General features: G+C 64.8%; 22 protein-coding genes and 1 riboswitch. Of the genes, 8 read left to right on the top strand and 14 right to left on the bottom strand.

Annotation, left to right across the window (positions count from 1 at the left end; translation table 11 throughout):
• Positions 1–4 precede the first annotated feature (4 nt).
• The 3 genes from pcaG to pcaQ all read right to left on the bottom strand — a co-directional run bounded on the left by pcaG (position 5) and on the right by pcaQ (position 2,405).
• Positions 5–613 (bottom strand): protocatechuate 3,4-dioxygenase subunit alpha, encoded by a 609-nt coding sequence (gene pcaG / locus RTH74_RS16740; protein WP_316915389.1) that lies wholly within the window; start codon positions 611–613, stop codon positions 5–7.
• A gap of 12 nt (positions 614–625) precedes the next feature.
• Positions 626–1,345: a protocatechuate 3,4-dioxygenase subunit beta gene (gene pcaH / locus RTH74_RS16735; RefSeq protein ID WP_106733434.1), complete on the bottom strand. Its 720-nt coding sequence runs from the start codon at positions 1,343–1,345 to the stop codon at positions 626–628.
• Positions 1,346–1,472: 127 nt separating this feature from the next.
• Positions 1,473–2,405, bottom strand: a complete 933-nt coding sequence (pcaQ, locus tag RTH74_RS16730) for a pca operon transcription factor PcaQ (RefSeq protein WP_316915388.1) — start codon at positions 2,403–2,405, stop codon at positions 1,473–1,475.
• A gap of 144 nt (positions 2,406–2,549) precedes the next feature.
• On the opposite strand from pcaQ, the gene RTH74_RS16725 reads away from it, so the two are divergent.
• The 8 genes from RTH74_RS16725 (at position 2,550) to RTH74_RS16690 (ending at position 13,583) form a co-directional block, all read left to right on the top strand.
• Positions 2,550–3,323 carry a sulfite exporter TauE/SafE family protein gene (locus RTH74_RS16725; protein ID WP_316915387.1) on the top strand — a complete coding sequence of 258 codons (774 nt, stop codon included), beginning with the start codon at positions 2,550–2,552 and terminating at the stop codon, positions 3,321–3,323.
• A 162-nt stretch (positions 3,324–3,485) separates the two neighbouring features.
• Positions 3,486–3,728, top strand: a complete 243-nt coding sequence (locus RTH74_RS16720) for an exodeoxyribonuclease VII small subunit (RefSeq protein WP_003463176.1) — start codon at positions 3,486–3,488, stop codon at positions 3,726–3,728.
• Positions 3,725–4,612: a (2E,6E)-farnesyl diphosphate synthase gene (ispA, locus tag RTH74_RS16715; RefSeq protein WP_064494999.1), complete on the top strand. Its 888-nt coding sequence runs from the start codon at positions 3,725–3,727 to the stop codon at positions 4,610–4,612. Before RTH74_RS16720 ends, ispA begins: the two co-directional genes overlap by 4 nt.
• Positions 4,613–4,619: 7 nt before the next feature.
• Positions 4,620–4,928, top strand: coding sequence for a DUF2388 domain-containing protein (locus RTH74_RS16710; RefSeq protein WP_316915386.1), 309 nt, complete (start codon positions 4,620–4,622; stop codon positions 4,926–4,928).
• 191 nt (positions 4,929–5,119) lie between these two features.
• Complete coding sequence (locus RTH74_RS16705) at positions 5,120–8,392, top strand: carboxyl transferase domain-containing protein (protein WP_316915385.1); 3,273 nt, start codon at positions 5,120–5,122, stop codon at positions 8,390–8,392.
• Between the two features lie 10 nt (positions 8,393–8,402).
• Positions 8,403–9,353, top strand: a complete 951-nt coding sequence (locus RTH74_RS16700; protein ID WP_316915384.1) for an alpha/beta hydrolase — start codon at positions 8,403–8,405, stop codon at positions 9,351–9,353.
• 82 nt (positions 9,354–9,435) lie between these two features.
• On the top strand, positions 9,436–11,331 hold the full coding sequence (gene dxs, locus RTH74_RS16695; RefSeq protein ID WP_316915383.1) for a 1-deoxy-D-xylulose-5-phosphate synthase: 1,896 nt from the start codon (positions 9,436–9,438) through the stop codon (positions 11,329–11,331).
• Between the two features lie 72 nt (positions 11,332–11,403).
• A riboswitch (cobalamin riboswitch) is annotated at positions 11,404–11,610 on the top strand.
• Between the two features lie 86 nt (positions 11,611–11,696).
• Positions 11,697–13,583 (top strand): TonB-dependent receptor domain-containing protein, encoded by a 1,887-nt coding sequence (locus RTH74_RS16690; RefSeq protein WP_316915382.1) that lies wholly within the window; start codon positions 11,697–11,699, stop codon positions 13,581–13,583.
• Positions 13,584–13,640: 57 nt separating this feature from the next.
• On the opposite strand, the gene RTH74_RS16685 is transcribed toward RTH74_RS16690, so the two are convergent.
• From RTH74_RS16685 to RTH74_RS16635, 11 genes are all read right to left on the bottom strand, one after another.
• Positions 13,641–14,435 (bottom strand): cobalamin-binding protein, encoded by a 795-nt coding sequence (locus RTH74_RS16685; protein ID WP_316915381.1) that lies wholly within the window; start codon positions 14,433–14,435, stop codon positions 13,641–13,643.
• A complete protein-coding gene (locus RTH74_RS16680; RefSeq protein WP_316915380.1) occupies positions 14,435–14,848 on the bottom strand; it encodes an MFS transporter in 414 nt (137 codons plus the stop codon). Before RTH74_RS16680 ends, RTH74_RS16685 begins: the two co-directional genes overlap by 1 nt.
• Positions 14,845–15,465, bottom strand: coding sequence for a GTP cyclohydrolase II (ribA, locus tag RTH74_RS16675; protein ID WP_316915379.1), 621 nt, complete (start codon positions 15,463–15,465; stop codon positions 14,845–14,847). The genes RTH74_RS16680 and ribA overlap by 4 nt, the downstream gene beginning before the upstream one ends.
• A gap of 111 nt (positions 15,466–15,576) precedes the next feature.
• Entirely contained in the window at positions 15,577–16,221 is a 645-nt protein-coding gene (locus RTH74_RS16670) for a TIGR02281 family clan AA aspartic protease (protein ID WP_099526296.1), read from the bottom strand.
• Between the two features lie 18 nt (positions 16,222–16,239).
• Positions 16,240–16,974: an ABC transporter substrate-binding protein gene (locus RTH74_RS16665; RefSeq protein ID WP_316915378.1), complete on the bottom strand. Its 735-nt coding sequence runs from the start codon at positions 16,972–16,974 to the stop codon at positions 16,240–16,242.
• A 9-nt stretch (positions 16,975–16,983) separates the two neighbouring features.
• Positions 16,984–17,511, bottom strand: coding sequence for a phosphatidylglycerophosphatase A (locus RTH74_RS16660; protein ID WP_064495007.1), 528 nt, complete (start codon positions 17,509–17,511; stop codon positions 16,984–16,986).
• 15 nt (positions 17,512–17,526) lie between these two features.
• The gene (gene thiL / locus RTH74_RS16655) at positions 17,527–18,480 is read right to left on the bottom strand and encodes a thiamine-phosphate kinase (RefSeq protein ID WP_316915598.1); all 954 of its coding nucleotides are present in this window, start codon (positions 18,478–18,480) and stop codon (positions 17,527–17,529) included.
• A gap of 150 nt (positions 18,481–18,630) precedes the next feature.
• Positions 18,631–19,110, bottom strand: a complete 480-nt coding sequence (gene nusB / locus RTH74_RS16650) for a transcription antitermination factor NusB (protein WP_003463208.1) — start codon at positions 19,108–19,110, stop codon at positions 18,631–18,633.
• Positions 19,107–19,583, bottom strand: a complete 477-nt coding sequence (gene ribE / locus RTH74_RS16645) for a 6,7-dimethyl-8-ribityllumazine synthase (RefSeq protein ID WP_064495009.1) — start codon at positions 19,581–19,583, stop codon at positions 19,107–19,109. The genes nusB and ribE overlap by 4 nt, the downstream gene beginning before the upstream one ends.
• A gap of 216 nt (positions 19,584–19,799) precedes the next feature.
• The gene (ribBA, locus tag RTH74_RS16640) at positions 19,800–20,879 is read right to left on the bottom strand and encodes a bifunctional 3,4-dihydroxy-2-butanone-4-phosphate synthase/GTP cyclohydrolase II (RefSeq protein WP_064495010.1); all 1,080 of its coding nucleotides are present in this window, start codon (positions 20,877–20,879) and stop codon (positions 19,800–19,802) included.
• Between the two features lie 12 nt (positions 20,880–20,891).
• Positions 20,892–21,554 (bottom strand): riboflavin synthase, encoded by a 663-nt coding sequence (locus RTH74_RS16635; RefSeq protein WP_017675583.1) that lies wholly within the window; start codon positions 21,552–21,554, stop codon positions 20,892–20,894.
• Positions 21,555–21,649 lie beyond the last annotated feature (95 nt).

The following is a 21,649-nucleotide window of genomic DNA, read 5'->3' as shown; positions in this document are numbered from 1 at the left end:
CGGGTCAGAAGTCAAAGAACACTGTCTCGCCGTCCCCCTGGATACGGATATCGAAACGGTAGGCGGTCTTGCCCTCCACTTCGCAACGTTTGGCGATCAGCGTCTCACGGCGCTGCGGCTGCTCGATCAGGTTGAGCACCGGGTCCTTGGCGTTGGCTTCGGCCTCATCCTCGAAATACAGGCGAGTATTGAGGTGGATGTTGATGCCCCGAGCGAACAGCGCGACGTTGATATGCGGCGCCATCGGCACCCCGGCGGCGTTTTTCACCACACCCGGCTTGACCGTGTAAGCGAACCATTCGCTGCCAGCATCGAAGGTGGCGGCAGTGCGGCCAAAGCCATTGAAGGCCTTGCTCTGGTCGTAATCCTCGTCGTACTGGCCCTGGTGGTCGGCTTGCCACAGCTCGAGGAAGGCATCGCGCACCAGGTGGCCGTTGCCGTCGTAGACGTGGCCGACCAGCACGATGTGCTCGCCCGGCGCCTCGGGCCTGGCCATCTGATTCCAGATTTCCTGCTCGCGCGTCGGGTTGCCGGCGGCGGCCAGGGCCAGGCCGATATGCACGTAGGGGCCGGCGGTTTGCGAAGGGGTTTCCGGCAGCAGCTCAACACTCATGGTCATCCCTCCTTACTTGTTCTCGAAATGGGTTTTTCGCTGGCCACGCAGCACGATGTCGAAGCGGTAGGCCAGGCAATCCATCGGATTGGCCGTGCTCATATCCAGCTTGGCGATCAACGTCTGCACCGCGTCCGGGTTGGCGATCGCCTTGACGATCGGGCACAGCGGAATCAACGGGTCACCCTCGAAATACAGCTGGGTGATCAGGCGCGTGGAGATCGATGGGCCATTGAGCGAAAAGTGGATATGCGCCGGGCGCCAGTCGTTGGGATTGTTGCGCCACGGATAGGGGCCGGGCTTGATGGTGCGGAAGATGTAACGGCCTTCGCTGTCGGTCAACGCGCGGCCGACACCGCCGAAGTTGGGGTCGAGCGGCGCCAGGTAGCGGTCGTTCTTGTGCCGGTAGCGGCCGCCTGCGTTGGCCTGCCACATTTCCACAAGGGTATGCGGGATCGGCTTGCCGTACTGATCCATCACCCGGCCGGAGACGATGATGCGCTCACCGATGGGCAACCCACCGTTGTTGAAGTTGAGCAGCAGGTCGTTGTCGTGCTCGGCGAACTTCAGGTGCGAGAAGTCCGGACCGGTGGTTTCGGAAATCGATTGCGGGATGCTCACCAGCGCCTGGCGCGGTGAACGGGCGATGGAAGTCTTGTAATCGGGGGTGAAGGCTTTCGGATGCCAGTTGCGGTCGCGAATGGCAAAGCGGCGGTTGTCCTCGGCAGGCATGGTGCACTCCTGTTATGGCTATTGTGGAGTTTTCCCAGGGTGCACGTTCCCCGGGGAGTTGGCGCAGTCTCGGCCAAACCTGCCTAGATGAACATTGAAAAGACGCCGTCAAAACATAACCAAATGGTTATGGAAAAGCGCCCTCGCGGTAGGCCTGTGCCACCTCGCGCAGCACATCGCAGAAGCGCTCTCCCGCCAATGACAGACCCAGCGCACTGTTACGACAGATGCCCACCGAGCCACCAGGCTCACGCACCGGCAGTTGCAACTCGACCAGCTCGCCGCGTCGCACGTCCAGGCATACGGCGTCCTGCGGTGCCACCCACAGCGCATCGCTGCACAGCACGTAGCGCCGACTCAAGGCCGGCGAGAGGGTTTCCAGACGCTGCCGCGAAGGCGTCACTCCGCATTGCACGAACAGGCTGTCGGCATGCTTGCGGATGGTGGTGCCGGTCGTCGGCAATACCAGTGGGTAATCACCCAACCGCCCCAGCGCCTCCTCACCGGCAGCCAGCAACGGATGATCTGGGCGCACCACCAGAGTCATCGACTCACTGTACAGGTGCTCGAAAGTCAGGCCCTGGATGTCCGGGCTGTCGGTCATGCGGCCGATCACCAGATCCAGCTCGCCGACGCGTAACTGACTCAAGAGATAGGCACCAGGCCCGGTGGCGACGCTGACCACCAGCGCCGCATGACGCTGGTGCAGGCGCCCGACCACCTCGGGAATCAGCAGGCTCTCGACGGTAGACAGCACGCCCACGCGCACCTGCCCGGCCTCGTGCTCACCTTCGCGCAGGCTGTTCACGCCATCACGCAGCGCCTGCACGCAGGGGCCGGCGTAACGCATGAAGGCCATCCCGGCAGCGGTCAGACTCACCCCGCTCTTGCCCCGCTCGAACAGACTGGCCTCGAGGATTTCCTCCAGCTCCTTGAGCGTCTTGGAAATCGCCGGCTGGCTGACCGCCAGGGCATCGGCCGCCTTGGCGAAACTGCGCTGGCGAGCGATCTCGAGAAAGCACAGCAGATGACGGAATTTGATACGGGTGTCGATGTTCATCGCGGGTACCGAATACAGGTGCTGCGATGATGCCGCAAAGCATAGGCCTGGCACAGACGACAATTGGCAGGTTCGTCACTTTAGTCGCACTTGGCTGACCGAAGGGTCAGCTCTATGCTGCACCTTTTTTGTGCGAGCCTGCCGATGTCTCTGTTTGATCTACTGCTGCTGGCCCTCGCCGGTTTCGCCGCTGGGGGCATGAACGCCCTGGCTGGTGGCGGCACCTTCTTTTCCTTCCCAGCCCTGCTCGCCGCCGGCCTGCCACCGGTAACGGCCAATGCCACCAACGCCGTGGCCCTGTGGCCGGCCAGCCTGGCTGGTGCGTGGGCAGCGCGCGCCTCGCTGCGGCCGCTGGGTCGTTATCTGCTTCCACTGCTATTGGCCGGCCTGGCCGGCGGCCTGCTCGGCGGTCTGTTGCTGCTGGCCGGAGGCGACGATGTGTTCCGCGTGTTGATCCCGTGGCTGTTGTTGGCCGCTACTGCACTGTTTGCTGCCAGCCCATGGCTGGGACGCTGGCTGGCCGAGCGGCGCAAGAACAAGGCATCCGCACACCCACCGCATACGCCACTGTCGCTGGGCGCGCATATCAGCGTGTCGATCTATGGTGGCTACTTCGGCGCCGGCATGGGCATTTTGCAGCTCGCCGCGTTCTCCATCGAAGGCCACCCGCTGGCACGCGCCAACGCCCTGAAGAATCTGATCTCGGCAGTCATCTACAGCATCGCCACGCTGACCTTCGTCATCGCCGGCCGGGTCAGCTGGTATGAGCTGGCCATCCTGCTTACCGGCGCCACCATCGGCGGTTATGCCGGCGGCGCACTGGGCGAGAAACTACCACCTGCGTTGCTGCGCAGCTTCGTCATTCTGGTCGGCAGCACGATGACGCTGTACTACTTCTGGAGCACCTATCTAGGATAGGCCGTAGGGTGCGCCGTGCGCACCATCGCGGTCTTGTTGGTGCACACAGCGCACCCTACGCGGAGCCCAACCCCGAAGCACGTTCCCGGGCCCGCTGATTTGCCCGAGTGGCGCGGCTCTGCTAGTGTCGCGCCCGTTCCAGAATCAGCGAGAACCCGCACCATGGCCCGCAAGAAAGCCGCTCCCGACTTCGAACACTCCCTTGCCGAGTTGCAGACTCTGGTCGAGCGCCTGGAGAGCGGCGAGCTGTCGCTGGAAGACTCCCTGACCGCCTTCGAGCAGGGCATCGGCCTGACTCGTGAGTGCCAGGCCGCGCTGGCTCAGGCTGAGCAGAAGGTGCAGATCCTGCTGGAGCGTGATGGCGAGTTGCAGCCCGCCCCCTTCGATACGGACGAGCCTGCATGATCGCGGCGTACCAGAAGCGCTGCCAGACCCGCGTCGATACCGCTCTGGAACAGCTGTTCCAAGCACCGCGCACAGAACTCGAACGGCTCTACCAGGCCATGCGCTACAGCGTCATGAATGGCGGCAAGCGCGTACGTCCGCTACTGGTCTACGCCGCCTGCGAAACTCTCGAAGGTGATCTCGAACGTGCCGATGGCGCGGCCTGCGCGGTGGAGCTGATTCACGCCTATTCGCTGGTGCATGACGACCTGCCGGCGATGGACGACGACGACCTGCGCCGTGGCCAGCCGACCACGCACAAGGCCTTCGATGAAGCCAGTGCAATCCTTGCCGGCGACGCCCTGCAAAGCCTGGCATTCGGCGTACTCGCCGACCGCCGACGCAACCCGCAGGATGCCGAGACGCGCCTGCAGATGATCGAACTGCTGAGCCAGGCTGCAGGCCCGGCCGGTATGGTCGGCGGCCAGGCCATCGACCTTGGCTCGGTGGGCCTGCAACTCGACCAGCAGGCGCTGGAAGTCATGCACCGGCACAAGACCGGCGCCTTGATCGAGGCCAGCGTGGCGCTCGGTGCCCTGGCCAGCGGCAGCACTGACGAACTGGCACTCAAGGCCCTGCTGCAATACGCCCGCGCCATCGGCCTGGCCTTTCAGGTGCAGGACGACATCCTCGACGTGGAAAGCGATACCGCCACCCTGGGCAAGACCCAGGGCAAGGACGAAGCCCACGACAAGCCCACCTACCCCGCCCTGCTCGGCCTCGACGCTGCCAAGGACTACGCTTTGGAACTGCGCGACCAGGCCCTGCACGTGCTGCGCCCGTTCGGCAACAGCGCCGAACCGCTGCGCGAGCTGGCCCGCTACATCGTCGAGCGGCGCAGCTGAGCGACGCATGAAGCGAGCCGTTGCTCTGCTCGTCCTGCTCAGCGCCAGCCAGGCCTGGGGCATGGACGGGCAAGGCAACTCCAGCGACCACTTCACCGTGGGAAGCAGCCTCGGTACCGCCGGCATCAGCGCCTCCACCAGCAACTCGCTGCGCGCCTACCAGAGCGCCCGTGACGATGCCCTGGTCTATGTCGCCTCAGCGGGCGATATTCGCGGCGCACGGCTGGAAGGGGCGTTCCATCAGTACCGCCATGACCATCCAGGTGCAGATAGCAGCGACATGCAGGTCGCACAGGCCATCGCCTCGTTGCGCTGAATCGGCTGGGGCACCTCTAAAAACCTAGGCGATGCAGCTAGGCCGCTCTTGTGGGAGCGGCTTCAGCCGCGATGGCCGCCCCACTCCATCATTGTCATCTATGACCGCATGATCGCCGCATAAGGCTTGCTTTACCCGCGCGTCCAGCCACCTAAGATGGGCTCGATAATGACAAGACGCCTGGAGCCGCCATGCCCTTCCCCGCCCTGCTGATCGCCAACCGTGGCGAGATCGCCATTCGCATTGCCCAGGCCTGCGCCGACCTCGGCATCCGCAGCGTTGCGGTTTACGCCGAAGACGACAGCGCCTGTCTGCACACGCGCAAGGCCGACCTGGCCATGGCGCTGGTCGGTCGCGGTGTCGCGGCGTATCTGGATATGGATCAGCTCATTGCCATCGCCCATGAACAGGGCTGCACGGCCGTCCACCCCGGCTACGGTTTTCTCGCCGAGAACGCCGAGTTCGCTCGCCGTTGCCAGGCCGCTGGGCTGACCTTCGTCGGCCCCACGCCCGAGACACTGCAACTGTTCGGCGACAAGGCCGCCGCCCGTGACCTCGCCGAACGCTGCAACGTGCCGCTGGTGCCCGGCATCAACCAGGCGGTAACGCTGGATCAGGCTGCCGCCTTTCTCGCCGAACACGGCAGCGTGATGCTCAAGGCCCTGGCTGGTGGCGGCGGGCGCGGCATGCGCGCGGTGGACAAGCCGGCGCGACTGGCCGAGGCCTTCGCCCGCTGCACCTCCGAAGCCCAGGGCGCCTTCGGCAGTGACGCGCTGTACGTGGAAAAGCGCGTGCGCCGCGCCCGACATATCGAAGTGCAGGTGCTCGGTGACGGTAGCGGCACGGTCAGCCACCTGTGGGAGCGCGACTGCAGCCTGCAACGCCGCCACCAGAAGCTGGTGGAGATCGCCCCCAGCCCTGGCCTGGATATGGCCACCCGTGACGCGATCATAGCCAGCGCCCTGCGCCTGTCCGCCGAGGTGCGCTACCAGGGTATCGGCACCTTCGAATTCCTCCTCGACCTCGACCAGCCGGGAAGCTTCTACTTCATGGAAGCCAACCCGCGCGTGCAGGTGGAGCACACCGTCACCGAGCAGGTCACCGGCGTCGACCTGCTGCACACGCAACTGCACCTGGCCGCCGGCAAAAGCCTGGCCGAGCTGAACCTGCTCACACCGCCCGCGACCAACGGCTATGCCGTGCAGGTGCGCCTGAATCTGGAAAGCCTGCTCGCCGACGGTACGGCGCGCCCGGCCAGCGGCGTGCTCGCGGCCTACCAACCACCCTCCGGCACTGGCCTACGTGTAGATGGCTGCGGTTATGCCGGCTACGCCGTCAGCCCGGCCTACGATTCACTGATCGCCAAGCTGATCGCCAGCGCCAGCGACTACCCCAGCGCCCTGCGCCGCGCCTATCGGGGGCTGTGCGAGTTTCGCCTCGACGGTGTGGCGAGCAATCTGCACCTGCTGCAGAACCTGCTGCAGCGCAACGAGGTGATCGCCAACCAGGTCGATACCACCTACGTCGAACGGCATCTGAGCGAATTGCTGGCAGCGCGCGAGCAAGCCCACCCGCATCGTTACTTCGCCACTGATGTCGAGCTGCCCAACGCAAAGGCCACCATTGATGCACCACCCGGCACCTTGGCCCTGAATGCTCCCAGCGCCGGCGTGCTGGTCAGCCTGGAGGTAGCCGAGGGCGATGCCGTAGCCACCGGCCAGCGCATCGCCGTGCTGGAAGCGATGAATATGGAGTTCGAGGTCAAGGCCGAGCGCAGCGGCATCGTTCGTGCTCTGGCCGTGGCCCCCGGTGACGCCATCGGTGAGGGCCAGGCACTGGCATTTCTGGAACCGGCCGAGGTGGATGGCCTCGACGCCCACGGCGAGCAGGCAGTCGACCTGGCGTATATCCGCGCCGATCTGGCCGAAGTGCTCGAGCGCCATGCTCGGCTGGCCGATGCGCGCCGCCCCGAAGCCGTGGCGAAAAGGCGCAAGACCGGCCAGCGCACGGTGCGGGAAAACCTCGCGGACTTGCTCGATGCAGACAGTTTTATCGAATACGGCGCCATGGCCCTGGCCGCCCAGCGCCGCCGGCGTTCGCCCGAAGAACTGCTGGAACTGAGCCCGGCCGATGGCTTGGTCGCCGGTATCGGCACGGTGAACGCCGCGAGCTTCGGCGCCGAGGCCGCGCGCTGCATGGCCATCGCCTACGACTACACGGTATTCGCCGGCACCCAGGGCGTGATGAACCACAAGAAGACCGACCGCATGCTGGCCCTGGCCGAGCAATGGCGCCTGCCGGTGGTGCTGTTCGCCGAGGGCGGCGGCGGTCGACCGGGGGATACCGATTTCGTCGGCGTGGCCGGGTTGGACTGCCACACCTTCGTCGCCATGGCCAAACTCTCCGGTCTGGTGCCGACGGTGGGTGTGGTCTCTGGCCGCTGCTTCGCCGGCAACGCCGCGCTGCTCGGTTGCTGTGACGTGATCATCGCCACTCGTAACGCCAGCATCGGTATGGCCGGCCCGGCGATGATCGAAGGCGGCGGCCTCGGCAGCTTCACCCCCGAGCAGGTCGGCCCGACCAGCGTGCAAGGCCCCAACGGGGTGATCGATGTGCTGGTGGAAGACGAAGCCGCAGCAGTCGCCGTGGCCAAGCAGTACCTGGGCTATTTCCAGGGCCCGCTGAGCGACTGGCAGTGCAGCGACACCCGAGAGCTGCGCCATGTGATCCCGGAAAATCGCCTACGCGTGTACGACATCCGCCAGGTGATCGAGCTGCTGGCCGATCACGGCAGCGTGCTGGAGCTGCGCAGGCAGTTCGCCCCCGGCCTGATCACCGCGTTGATCCGCATCGAGGGCAAACCGTTCGGGCTGATCGCCAACAACCCCGCGCACCTGGGTGGCGCCATCGATGCCGTGGCCGGCGACAAGGCCGCGCGCTTCCTGCAACTGTGCGAGGCGCATGACCTGCCCATCGTCTCGCTGTGCGACACCCCCGGTTTCATGGTCGGCCCGGACGCGGAGAAGCAGGCCACGGTGCGCCACGTCTCGCGCCTGTTCGTCACCGCCGCCAGCCTCACAGTGCCGTTCTTCACCCTGGTGCTGCGCAAGGGCTACGGCCTCGGCGCCCAGGCCATGGCGGCCGGCAGCTTCCACTCGCCGCTGTTCACCGCTGCCTGGCCCAGTGGCGAGTTCGGTGCCATGGGCCTGGAAGGTGCAGTGCGCCTGGGCTTCACCAAGGAACTGGCAGCCCAGCCGGACGACGCCGCGCGCCAGGCGCTGTTCGACAAGCTGGTGGCCAAGGCCTACGACAACGGCAAGGCGCTGAACATGGCCAGCTATCTTGAGATCGACGCCGTGATCGACCCGGCCGACAGCCGCGCCTGGCTGCTGCGCGGGCTCAATGCGGCGCCGCGTCCGCCCCGGCGCGACGGCAAGAAACGTCCCTTCATCGACACCTGGTAAGGACATCGCCATGCATATCGACCATAGCCTGCTCGCCGTCAACGGCATCGAACTCAGCCTGTACAGCGCCGGCCCCGAGCACGGCAAGCCGGTGTGGCTGCTGCATGGCTTTCCCGAGTGCTGGTACGCCTGGCATCCGCAGATCGAGGCGCTGGCCAGCGCCAGCTACCGGGTTTTCGCCCCGGAGATGCGTGGCTATGGCGCCAGCAGCGCGCCGGCCGATCCGGCGGCCTATGACCTGCTCACCCTGTGCGGCGATATCCAGGCGGCGATGGATATGCTCGGTCAGCACAAGGTGGCGGTGGTCGGCCACGACTGGGGCGCACCGGTGGCCTGGCACCTGGCGTTGCTGGAGCCCGAGCGGGTCAAGGTGCTCGGCGCGCTGTCGGTGCCCTTCGGCGGCCGGCCCAAACGCCCGGCCATCGAGATGATGCGCGAGGCCTACGCCGGGCGTTTCCACTACATCCTCTACTTCCAGCAGCCGGGCGTGGCCGAGGCCGAACTGGACGACGACATCGGCCGCAGCCTGCGTCTGCTGCTTGGCGGCCTCGGCGATGCCCTGCTGGCGACGGACAAACCGGCCGATGCGAGGCTGTTCGACGGCATGCCGGATGACCTGTCACTGCCGGCCTGGTGCAGCGAAGCGATGTTCGCCCACTACCTGCGCACATTCGAGCGCCACGGCTTTCGCGGCGCGCTGAACTGGTACCGCAACTTCGAGCGCAACTGGCAGCGCACCGAGCATCTGGCCGGGCTTCAGGTGGAGCAGCCGACGCTGTTCTTGCTCGGCGAGAACGACCCCGTCGGACGCTTCGAGGCGCCAACGCTGAAACGCATGGGCGACAAGGTGCCGCACCTGGAACGCCACGACCTGGCCGGAGCAGGCCACTGGCTGCAGGCCGAATGCGGCGCACGGGTCAGCGCCCTGCTGCTGGATTTCCTCGCACGAAACTACCGGTAACGCCGATGTGGTCAGCAGATTGGGCTGTTTTCCTGGCATCAGGTAAACTGCCGCATCTTTTACACCTATAACGATTCGCCTGATGCCGACCACTTTCCACGAGATCCCCCGCGAGCGCCCGTTGACGCCGCTGCTCGACAGCGCCAACACGCCCGACGAACTGCGCCGCCTGGCCGAAGCGGACCTGGAAACCCTCGCTGACGAACTGCGCCAATACCTGCTCTACAGCGTTGGCCAGAGCGGCGGGCACTTCGGTGCCGGCCTCGGCGTGATCGAGCTGACCATCGCCCTGCATTACGTCTTCGACACCCCCGATGACCGCCTGGTGTGGGACGTCGGCCACCAGGCCTACCCGCACAAGATTCTCACCGGTCGTCGCGAGCGCATGGGCAGCCTGCGCCAGAAGGACGGCCTGGCCGCCTTCCCGCGCCGCAGCGAGAGCGAGTACGACACCTTCGGCGTCGGCCACTCCAGCACCAGCATCAGCGCGGCCCTGGGCATGGCCATCGCCGCCCGCCTGAAGGGCGAGAAGCGCAAGAGCGTGGCGGTGATCGGCGACGGCGCACTGACCGCCGGCATGGCGTTCGAGGCGCTCAACCACGCCACCGACGTCGGCGCCAACATGCTGGTGATCCTCAACGACAACGACATGTCGATCTCCAAGAATGTCGGCGGTCTGTCCAACTACCTGGCCAAGATCATCTCCAGCCGCACCTACGCCAGCATGCGCGAGGGCAGCAAGAAGATCCTCTCGCGCCTGCCTGGCGCCTGGGAAATCGCGCGCAAGGTAGAGGAACACGCCAAAGGCATGCTGGTGCCAGGCACCCTGTTCGAGGAACTGGGCTGGAACTACGTCGGCCCCATCGACGGCCATGACCTGCCCACGCTGCTCGCCACCCTGCGCAATATGCGCGACCTCGACGGTCCGCAGTTCCTCCATGTGGTGACCAAGAAGGGCAAGGGGTTCGCCCCGGCCGAGGTCGACCCCATTGGCTACCACGCCATCACCAAGCTCGAACCCGTCACCCCCAGCGCGGTTCCCAAAAAGCCGGCTGGCCCCAAGTATTCCAACGTGTTCGGCCAGTGGCTGTGCGATATGGCTGCGGCAGACAACCGTCTGGTCGGCATCACCCCGGCGATGAAGGAAGGCTCGGATCTGGTGGCGTTCAGCGAGCGCTTTCCTGATCGTTACTTCGACGTGGCGATTGCCGAGCAGCACGCCGTGACCCTGGCCGCCGGCATGGCCTGCGAAGGTGCCAAACCGGTGGTGGCGATCTACTCCACCTTCCTCCAGCGCGCCTATGACCAACTGATTCACGACGTGGCCGTGCAGCACCTCGATGTGCTGTTCGCGATCGACCGCGCCGGCTTGGTCGGCGAAGACGGCCCGACCCACGCCGGCAGCTTCGACCTCTCCTACCTGCGCTGCATCCCCGGCATGCTGGTGATGACCCCGAGCGACGAGAACGAGCTGCGCCGCATGCTCACCACCGGCCACCTGTTCGACGGCCCAGCGGCGGTGCGCTACCCGCGCGGCAGCGGCCCCAACGCGCCGCTCGATGCCGGCCTGGAACCACTGGAGATTGGTAAGGCGGTGGTGCGCCGCCAGGGCAAGGGCATCGCCCTGCTGGCCTTCGGCGTGCAACTGGCCGAAGCTCTGCGTGTCGGTGAAACGCTGGATGCCACGGTGGTTGACATGCGCTTCGTCAAACCGCTGGACGAAGCCCTGCTGCGCGAGCTGGCCGGCAGCCACGAACTGCTGGTGACCATCGAAGAAAACAGCATCATGGGCGGCGCCGGTAGCGCCGTCAGCGAATTCTTCGCCGCCGAGAACATCCAGCTGCCGATGCTGCACCTGGGCCTGCCCGACTACTACGTCGAGCACGCCAAGCCCAGCCAGATGCTCACTGAATGTGGCCTCGACGAAGCGGGGATCGAACGCGCGGTACGTGAGCGTCTGAGTTTGCTACAGGCCTGAGCATGAAGCCCGCTCATCGCTATATGAGCGGTGCTTGCTTGTGATTCACATGTGCGCGCACTAAGGTGCGCGCCATTCATGTTCCGCCAGGGTGCGCTGCGCAAGCAGTGTTAAACGGGAAGTCGGTGCGCTCGTCACGAGCAATGCCGACGCTGCCCCCGCAACGGTAATCGACTGCACGCGCTGAGCGTGCGCCACGTCCAACAGCCACTGGGCCCTGCCTGGGAAGGCGGACGCGGGTCGAGAGCCCGGAGACCGGCCAAGGCGGTGCGACTGGTGTTGCGGAGGGCAGCACAGTCAAGCGCTGCCCTGCCTGCGCTTGCACCTGCCCTCCTCGACCGTCTGCCGACCGTTGAGGAAAGAGAATGAAACTGTCCCGTCTGGCTCTGGCCATCGCCGTCATGCCCGGTCTCTCGCTGGCCGCCGAGCCCTACCTGGCCGAGCCGCTGGTCGTCACCTCCGGGCGCCTGGCCGAACCGCAAGCTCAGGCCACCGCTGCCACCACGGTGTTCGAGCGGGACGACATTGAACGTCTGCAGGTCAGTAGCGTACCCGACCTGCTCAGCCGCGTGCCTGGTGTGTCTATCGTGCAGAACGGCGGTCGCGGCAGCCTCACCAGTCTGTTCCTACGTGGCGCCAACGCCAATCAGACCCTAGTGTTGGTAGATGGTGTACGTCTGAATGCTGCTGCCAGCGGTCTGGCCCGTCTGGAGTTTCTCAGCCCCGATCAAATCGAGCGTATCGAGGTCGTGCGCGGCGCCCGCTCGGCGCTTTACGGCTCCGACGCCATTGGCGGGGTGGTCCAGATCTTCACTCGGCGCGGCGAGGATGGCCTGCAGCCGCGCCTACGCCTAGCCGCCGGCAGCCAACAGACCTTCGAGCGTAGCCTAGGCATGTCCGGCGGTGACCAGCGCACCCGCTTCGATCTCGGCGCAAGCCTGGTCGAACGCGCCGGCTTCGACCGCTCTCAAGATGGCCGTGGCTACGACAACGATCACGATGGCCTGCGCCGTAAGGCCTTCAACCTAAACCTCGATCATCGCTTCAACGACCGTCTCAAGGGAGGCTTGAGCCTGCTCGAGCAACGTGGCGAGAGCGAGTACGACGACCTGTTCAGTTTCGATCCGGGCAACCCCAGCGAACGCTTCAGCGTCTCCAGCATTGCCGGCCATCTCGAAGCGCAACTCGCCAAAGACTGGAGCAGCCGCCTGGAGCTCGGTCATAGCGAGGACAAGAGCGAAAACCGCGACCCGCTGAATGCCGACAACAACTACGCCTACAACACTTACCGCGACAGTGCCGGCTGGCTTAACACTCTGCGGTTTGGTGACGCTCACCAGGTGCTACTTGGCCTCGACTGGTACGAGGACCGCTTGGGTAGCGACAGTGACTTCAGCCAAAGCAAACGCTGGAACCGGGCAGCCTTCGCCCAGCACCGCTATCGCGGCAACGGTTTCGCCACCGAACTGGGCTTGCGCCACGACGACAACCAGCAGTTCGGCAGTGAGAACACCTGGAATGCTGCGCTGAGTCTGGACCTGGCCGAACGCCTGGAGCTAGTGCTGAGCTATGGCGAGGGCTTCCATGCACCGACCTTCAACGACCTCTACTTCCCGACCAGTTCGTTCTACGGTGGTAACCCGGATCTTGCCCCGGAGCGCTCGAAAACCTACGAAGCTCAACTGCGCGGTGATCACATGGATACGCGTTGGAGCCTGTCGGCCTACCGGACCGAGGTTGAGGACCTGATCACAGTAGTCAGCGACCCGGTTACCTTCTTCAGCACGCCAATGAACGTCAACAAGGCGCGCCTGCAGGGCCTGGAGTTGAGTGTCGAACGCGAGCTGCTGGGCTGGCATGTGGCCCTCGGCGCCAGTCTACTCGACCCGCGTGACCGCAGTAGTGGCCATATCCTGCCGCGCCGCGCCAAGCGCAGCCTGAGCCTGGACCTGGATCGTCAGTTCGGCGCGTTCGCCGCCGGCATGACCTGGCAGGCATTCTCCGGCCGCTACGATGATGCCGCCAACAACCGCGAGATCGCCGGCTACGGCCTGCTGGGCGTACGCGCGAGCTGGCAGATGGACGAGGAACTGCTTTGGCAGGTCAAGGTCGACAACCTGCTAGACAAGGACTATTCCCAGGCCCTTTACAGCCGACCGGATGATCCGTTCTTCAGCAGCGTGAGCTATTACGGCTACCGCGAAGAAGGCCGCAGTGCCATGCTCTCGCTGACCTGGACACCGCAACTCTGAGCTTGGTGCGCACGGCGCACCCTACGACCGCTGTAGGGTGCACACCACCTGAGGGGGCTACCGCGCCCCCGCCATCCGCTCACACAACTGTTTGATGGCACCCAGCATCTGCCGGCTGGGCCGCTCCAGGCCCTTGTCCGGCACCGCCCAGACCTGTTTCAGGCGCACGGCATGTAACTGCGGCCAGGCTTGCCAGGCGCTCAGCTCGGCATTGCTGCCGCCGAGTATCACGTCCGGGTCACGCGCCAGCACCGCCTCCACACTGACCTGTGGCGCCGGCTGCGGTAGATCGGCGAATAGGTTGCGCGCGCCGCACACCTGCAAGGCGTCACCGATCAATTGCTCGCCACCGATGGTGTAAAGCGGTTGGTGCCAGACCTGATAGAACACTGTCAGGGGCTGCTCCCGCTGGTAGCGCTGGCGCAGCGCGTCCAGTTCGGCGCGAAACTCGTCTGCCAGCCGCTCGCCCTGCTCGGCCCGGCCCACTCGCTCGCCAATATGCACGAAGGCCTCGCCGAGTTGGTCAAGGCGCTGCGGCTCGACGATCAGCAGGTCGATACCGAAACGCTGCAACTGCGCTTGCTGCGCCGGCGGCACGCTGCCAGGTGCGATCAGGATCAGATCCGGCGCCAGTTGCAGCAGTCGCTCAAATTCCAGCTGACCATAACGACCAACAGTGGGCAGGTGCGCCAGCGCGGCGGGACGCTCATCGCCTTCGAGCACGCCGACCAGCAAGTCGGCAGCATCCAGGTCGAGCATGATTTCACTGAGCGAGGGTGCCAGGCTGATTACCCGCTCGGCAGCTGACAGCGGCAACGCCAGCAGGCAAAGCGCGAGCAGCAGCGTGCGCATCAACCCAACTGGCGGGGAATGCGGTAAAGGCTGTGCAGCACGATGGACGACAGCGCCAGCAGAACCAGCGGGATCGCCTCGAGGCCAGCAAGGACTGCCAACGCGGCGATCCACGCAGGCAGCGCCGCGCCAAGCAAGGCGCGCAAACGAATACGATCCAGCTCCAGCCAGGCAGTGGGTTCCTCGTCACTATCGATGGCTTTCTGGGTGGCGATAAGAGCGTGTTTGTAGGCAGAGAACAGCGGCAGGCTGACGAACATCGAGGCCAGGCCGGCAATGAACATCGGCATGCTCATGACCGTGTGACCACCACCGCCGAACAGCAGGTTGAACATGAACAAGGGCGCCAGCGCCACGCCCAGTTGACGCCACCAGGCCAGCGCAAGACGCCGCTTTACCTGGCCTCGGGTCACAGGCGCTCCTCGGTCTCACCCTGATGCTGGTTGCCCAGCATATGACCGAGCTTGCCGGCCTTGGTGGCGAGATAGCGCTTGTTGTAGGGGTTGTGTGCAATCTGCAGTGGCACACGGTGGTCTACGGCGATACCCATTTCACCCAGCGCCTTGACCTTGCGCGGGTTATTGGTCATCAGCTTGAGGCTGTGAATGCCCAGGTGCTCGAGCATCGGCAGGCAGATGGCGTAGTCACGCTGGTCAGCGCCGAAACCCAGGCGCTCGTTGGCTTCCACGGTATCGGCGCCACCGTCCTGCAGCTCATAGGCGCGGATCTTGTTCAGCAGACCAATGCCCCGGCCCTCCTGACGCAGATACAGCAATACGCCGCGACCTTCGTTGGCGATGGCCTGCAGCGCAGCCTGCAGTTGGGCACCACAGTCACAACGCAGGCTGAACAGCGCGTCGCCGGTCAGGCATTCGGAGTGCAGACGCCCTAGCACCGGTGCACCGTCGGCGACATTGCCGAAGGTCAGGGCGACATGTTCCTTGCCGGTGACCTCATCGAGGAAACCGTGCATGGCGAACACACCGAAGGGCGTGGGCAATTGGGAGGCGGCGACGAACACGACGGACACCGGATACTCCTAGCAATGAGTACGAAACAGGGCCGGCATTGTATCAGCAGCCCCCGCTGGCGGGTCAGTCAGAATTGCCGATCATCAGTATCGAAACGGTCAATGGCAACCTCAAAGCTTGGATTCGAGCACGAGCATGCCTTGTTCTTCGCGCCAGCCCACACGCCCCATGAAGCTCATGCCGAGCAAGGCTTCGGCGGGCGCGCCACCTTCCAGCACCACGGCCTCGACACCAAGCACCTCGATATCGCCGACCTTGACCCGATCCAGGCGGACCCGCCAGCCCCGCGCCGTGCCACTGGCCGTGCTGACCGTGAGCGGTTGCCCACTGACGCGAAAGTCGATGCCTAGGCGGCGCGCCTGGGCTTCGTTGAGAGCAACTGACGTGGCACCAGTATCCACCAGGAATGGCACGCTTTGGCCGTTGACCGAACCGGTGATCCAGTAGTGACCACCTGGCCCCTTGGCGATACTCAGGCGTTTTCTTACCGGCTCGGCAAAACCGGCACTGTATTCCCGACTCAGTGGATAGGCGCGCTCGACACCCTCGACACGCAGCACCGCACCCTGCTTGTCGACGCTGACCACCTCTACCCCGCCCGGACCAGTCTGGCCGACCCGCACCAGCTTGCGCTGGCCATCGACATTGACCACCGCCGCCCCGGGAAACAGCCCAACCACCTGCACCTGAGTCGCCGCCCAGGAAGAACTTGCACCTAGCAGCGCCAGCGCGGCGAGACAGTAACGAAGCTGCATGTGTGAAAGTCTCCCGGCTTAGTCGAAGGGATAGGGCTGGCGCCAGTGGGCGAAGATCGGTCGCAACTCACCGCTGGCAATCAGTTGTGCCATGCGCCGATCGAAGAGTTCGGCCAGAGCATGCCCGCGTGGCGTATCGGCAAAGCCGAGATAGAGCGGTAGTTGCGTGAGATCCGTCGCGCGATACTGCTGCGGCTTACCAGTCAGGCTCAGCACATAGTCGACCTCGGGGCGCGCATCGATATAGAAATCTGCGTGGCCCAGGTCGAGCATACCGAGGATACCGCTACGCCGTTGCACTTCCCGGTAGTCGTGCACATTCGGCAGATATTCCTCGTAACCGTAGCCCCGCACCCACACCAGCCGGTACTTGCCCAGGCTGTCGAGGGTCGGCACGGGTTTGTCCTTGAGGCTGAGCGCGACGATCTGATCTCGATCATAGTGATGTGTGGGGTAAAACACCTGCCCCTTGACCTCGTCACGATAGGACCCAACCCAGGCATCAGCCTCGTCACGCTGTACCAACCCGATCGAGCGGGTGTAAGGCACGCTATGGATGCTCAAACGCACTCCCGCCGGTTCGAACACCTTGCGCATGACGTCCCAGCCCAGGCCGGTACCGTCGGCTTCGGTATAGGCCTCCCAGATTTCACTGGCCAGACGTATTTCACCTGGCAGCTCGCTCTGAGCCTGAGCGCCGCCCAGAGCACACAGCATCAGCAGCGCGCCCAGCCAGACTTGCCTCATGCGCATGCCCACTCCTTAGAAACCCAGCCCTGCTCCATAGTTGGCCCAAGCCCAGACCAGCCCCTGCATGGCCAGCCAGGCAAAGACCCCGGCGATGATGTCATCGAGCATGATGCCGACACCGCCGTGTACGTGGCGATCGATCCAGCGAATCGGCCAGGGCTTGACGATGTCGAACAGACGAAACATGAGAAAGCCTAGCAGCAACCAGACCCAACCCTCGGGCACCAGCCAGAGGGTGATCCACATGCCCACCATTTCGTCCCAGACGATGCCTTCATGGTCGTGCACGCGCAGGTCGTCGGCGACCTTGCCGCACAGCCAGAAGCCGAACAGCATGGTGACCCCGAGCAGCAGCCAGTAGCCCCAGTCCGGCAGCATCTGCCACAGCGGCACGAACGGCAGCGCCACCAGCGAGCCCCAGGTACCCGGCGCCTTGGGCAGCGTGCCGGAACCGAAGCCGAAGGCGATGAAGTGCCACGGATTGCGCCACACCGAGGGCGGTACGTATTCGGCGGGAACCTGGTTGGGGTGATCGGTCACACGCACTCCGTCCTGTCAGAAATGTTGATAGCCGCCGCGCGGCGGTTCCATTGGCTGGCCGTTGGCGTCCAGCAGCTGCACCCCGGTGCCGCTCAGTACACGGCCGATAATCCGGACTTCAGGCCAGTCACGCTGAATGTCGGCGAACAGCACTGGCGGTAGGGTAAAGGCCAGGCGGTAGTCATCGCCACCACCGAGCGCGCAGACCCGCGCCTGCTCTTCACCGGCAAAGGCGCGCAGCGCTGCAGACAGCGGCACACGCGCCAGCTCAATGTGCAGAGCGACCTGCGAGGCGTTGGCGATATGCCCGCAGTCAGCGAGCAGGCCGTCGGAAATATCCAGTGCTGCCGTGGCTCGGCCGCGCAGTGCCTGCCCCAGGGCCAGTTGCGGTTGCGGCGACCAGTAACGAGCCAGCAAAGGCTCGGCGACGTCAGGCGTTGCATCACGCTGAGCCAATACCAGCGGCAAGGCGCCAGCGGCGTCACCCAGCTCGCCGCCGACGCACAGCAGATCACCCACCTGCGCACCGCTGCGCAACAGTGCCTGCCCGGCCGGCACACGGCCGAACACGGTCAGCGTCAGGCTTAGCGGGCCACGCGTGGTGTCGCCACCGACCAACGCCAGCGAGCAGTTCTCGGCCATCTGCTGCAGGCCACACGCGAACTCGGCCAGCCAGGTTTCACTGGCGCTCGGCAAGGTCAGCGCGAGGGTAAAGGCCAGCGGCGTAGCGCCCATGGCAGCCAGGTCACTGGCGGAGACGGCCAGCGCACGCTGACCGAGAAGAAAGGCATCGCAGGCGTTGGGAAAGTGCACCCCGGCAACCAGCGTATCGGTGGACACCGCCAACTGCTCGCCCGCTGGCAACGCCAGCAGGGCGCAGTCGTCGCCGATACCGCGAACCACGCCGTCACCACCCTGAGCGCAACGGGCGGCGGCGAAGTAGCGACGGATCAGCTCGAACTCATTCACGGGCAAGCAACGATCTGCTGCGCGTCGGCCCTGCTGCGTTAAAAGCAGACTCGGAATGCTCATGTGCTACAGCACACTGCGCTTCCTCGCCTGCTTTTGCCTTGCATGGCTCTAGCTCGCAAGATCGTGAATCAAGCATCCCCATAGGCCTCAACGTTTGTTGGCGTTGACTTCGGCCGCACGCAGCTTGGGCGCGAGCTTGTCGAGGATGCCGTTGACGAACTTGTGCCCGTCAGTGGCACCGAACACCTTGGCCAGCTCGATACCTTCGTTGATCACTACCTTGTAGGGCACATCGACGCGGTTCTTCAGCTCGTAGGTGGACAGGCGCAGGATGGCCAGCTCGACCGGATCGATCTCTTCCAGCGGGCGATCAAGCAGCGGCGTGAAGGCCTCGTCCAGCTCGGTCTTCTGTCGCGGCACGCCGTGCAGAATTTCGTGGAAGTAAGCGCCATCGACCTTGCTGAAATCGTTGTCGACACGAAACTGCGCTTCGATCTCGTTCAGCGGCTGCCCGGCAATGTGCCAGGAATACAGCGCCTGCATGGCCAGGGTACGGGCCTCACGGCGTGCGAGAATCTTGCCGCTGGGCCCCTTCTTGGCCGGCTGGCCGTTACCGGAGTTGCTCACTTGGCCTCCAACTGCGCCAGCAGGCTGACCATTTCCAGGGCAGACAGCGCAGCTTCGGCACCCTTGTTACCTGCCTTGGTGCCGGAACGTTCGATGGCTTGTTCGATGGAGTCGACGGTCAGCACGCCGAAGGCGACCGGTACGCCATATTCCATGGAGACCTGGGCCAGGCCCTTGGTGCACTCGCCGGCGACGTATTCGAAGTGCGGGGTGCCGCCACGGATGACCGCGCCGAGGGCGATGATCGCCGCGTATTCACCACGCTGAGCGACCTTCTGGGTAACCAGCGGAATCTCGAATGCACCCGGCGCACGGATGATGGTGATCTCGCTCTCGCTCACGCCGTGGCGTACCAAGGCGTCGACGGCGCCACTGACCAGGCTCTCGACGACGAAGCTGTTGAAACGGCCTACCACCAGGGCGTATTTGCCCTTCGGGGCGATGAAGGTACCTTCGATGGTCTTCAGGGTCATGACAGGTCTCACATGGGTTAAAGAGCCGGAGCGGCAGTGCGCTCCGAAAATAAAATTCGTGCTCCCTAGGGAGCTGGCTTTGCTCCCCTCTCCCGCTTGCGGGAGAGGGGCAGGGGGAGAGGGTTAGGCGTTGGCCTTAACACCCTCTCCCGCCCTCCGGGCACCCTCTCCCATAAATGGCAGAGGGTCATCAGATGCGGCTCTTCGAGCCGCCTGTTAATCGGCCGGCAGGTATTCTACAACTTCGAGATCGAAGCCGGATATCGCGTTGAACTTCATCGGCGAGCTCATCAGACGCATCTTGCGCACGCCAAGATCACGCAGAATCTGCGAGCCCGCGCCTACGGTGCTGTAGGTCGCTGGGTTGGCTGGCTGCTGGCGGCTGATCAGTGCCAGCAGCTCCGGCCCAGTCAGCGGATTGCCGAGCAGCAGCACCACGCCGCTACCGGCCTTGGCCACTTCCGCCATGGCAGCGCGCATGCTCCAGCGGCCCGGCTGGTTGACCATGAACAGGTCGCGCAGCGGGTCCATGTTGTGCACGCGCACCAGGGTCGGCTCTTCGGCGCAGATGGCGCCCAGGGTCAGCGCCATGTGTGCGGTGTCCTCGACGCCGTCACGGTAGGTCACCAGATTGAACTGACCCAACTCGGTGTCCAGCGGCTGCTCGCTGATGCGCTCGACGGTACGCTCGTGGATCAGGCGGTAGTGGATCAGATCGGCGATGGTGCCGATCTTCAGGCCGTGCAGCTCGGCGAAGGCCTCCAGCTCCGGACGACGGGCCATGGTGCCATCGTCGTTCATGATCTCGCAGATCACCCCGCTCGGCTCGAAACCGCCCATGCGCGCCAGGTCGCAGGCCGCTTCGGTGTGGCCGGCACGGGCCAGCACGCCGCCGGGCTGGGCCATCAGCGGGAAGATGTGGCCAGGGCTGACGATATCCTCGGCCACCGCATTGCGCGCTACTGCAGCCTGCACGGTGCGTGCACGGTCGGCGGCGGAAATGCCGGTGGTCACACCTTCAGCCGCCTCGATGGAGACGGTGAACTTGGTGCCGAAACCGGAACCGTTGCGCGGCGCCATCAGCGGCAGCTTGAGCAGCTCACAGCGCTCACGGGTCATGGGCATGCAGATCAGGCCACGGGCGAAGCGGGCCATGAAGTTGATGTGCTCGGCGGTGACGCACTCGGAGGCGATGATGATGTCGCCTTCGTTCTCACGGTCCTCGTCATCCATGAGGATGACCATCTTGCCGGCGCGGATGTCTTCGATCAGTTCTTCAGCGGTGTTGAGCGCCATCGGGGCGTCTCCTCAATTCTTCAGGTAGCCGTGTTCGGCGAGAAAGCTTTCGGTCAGGCCCGAGGCCTTGGGCTCGGCGGCCTTGTCGCCGAGCAGCAGGCGCTCCAGGTAACGCGCCAGCAGGTCGACTTCGAGATTGACCTTACGCCCGGCCTGGTAGTCGACCATGATGGTCTCGGCCAGGGTGTGCGGCACGATGGTCAGTTCGAACTCGGCGCCATCGACCGCGTTGACGGTCAGGCTGGTGCCGTCGACGGTGATCGAGCCCTTGTGCGCGATGTACTTGGCCAGCTCGCGCGGGGCGCGCACCTTGAACTGCACGGCGCGGGCGTTATCGGCACGCGAGACGATCTCGCCGACGCCGTCGACGTGGCCGCTGACCAGGTGCCCGCCGAGGCGGCTGGTGGGCGTCAGGGCCTTTTCCAGGTTCACCGCGCTGCCGGGCTTGAGGTCGACGAAGGCGGTGCGCGCCAGCGTCTCGCGGCTGACGTCGGCCCAGAAGCCGTCGCCGGGGAGTTCCACTGCGGTCAGGCACACGCCGTTGACGGCGATGCTGTCGCCGAGCTTGACGTCACCCAGATCGAGCTTGCCGGTGGCCACGTAGACGCGCACGTCGCCGCCCTTGGGCGTCATGGCGCGGATACTGCCGATGGCTTCGATTATGCCGGTGAACATAAGCCCTCCGGTTTCACGTTGAAGGTATTGCTGAACAGCATGGACGAACTCCTGTTTTGGTCAAAAACAGGGCAATGCCGATCGATAGGGATTTC

This window comes from Pseudomonas sp. zfem001 (assembly GCF_032621725.1).
Classification (GTDB): domain Bacteria; phylum Pseudomonadota; class Gammaproteobacteria; order Pseudomonadales; family Pseudomonadaceae; genus Aquipseudomonas; species Aquipseudomonas sediminis.
This window is presented reverse-complemented; position numbering and strand designations above follow the sequence as displayed.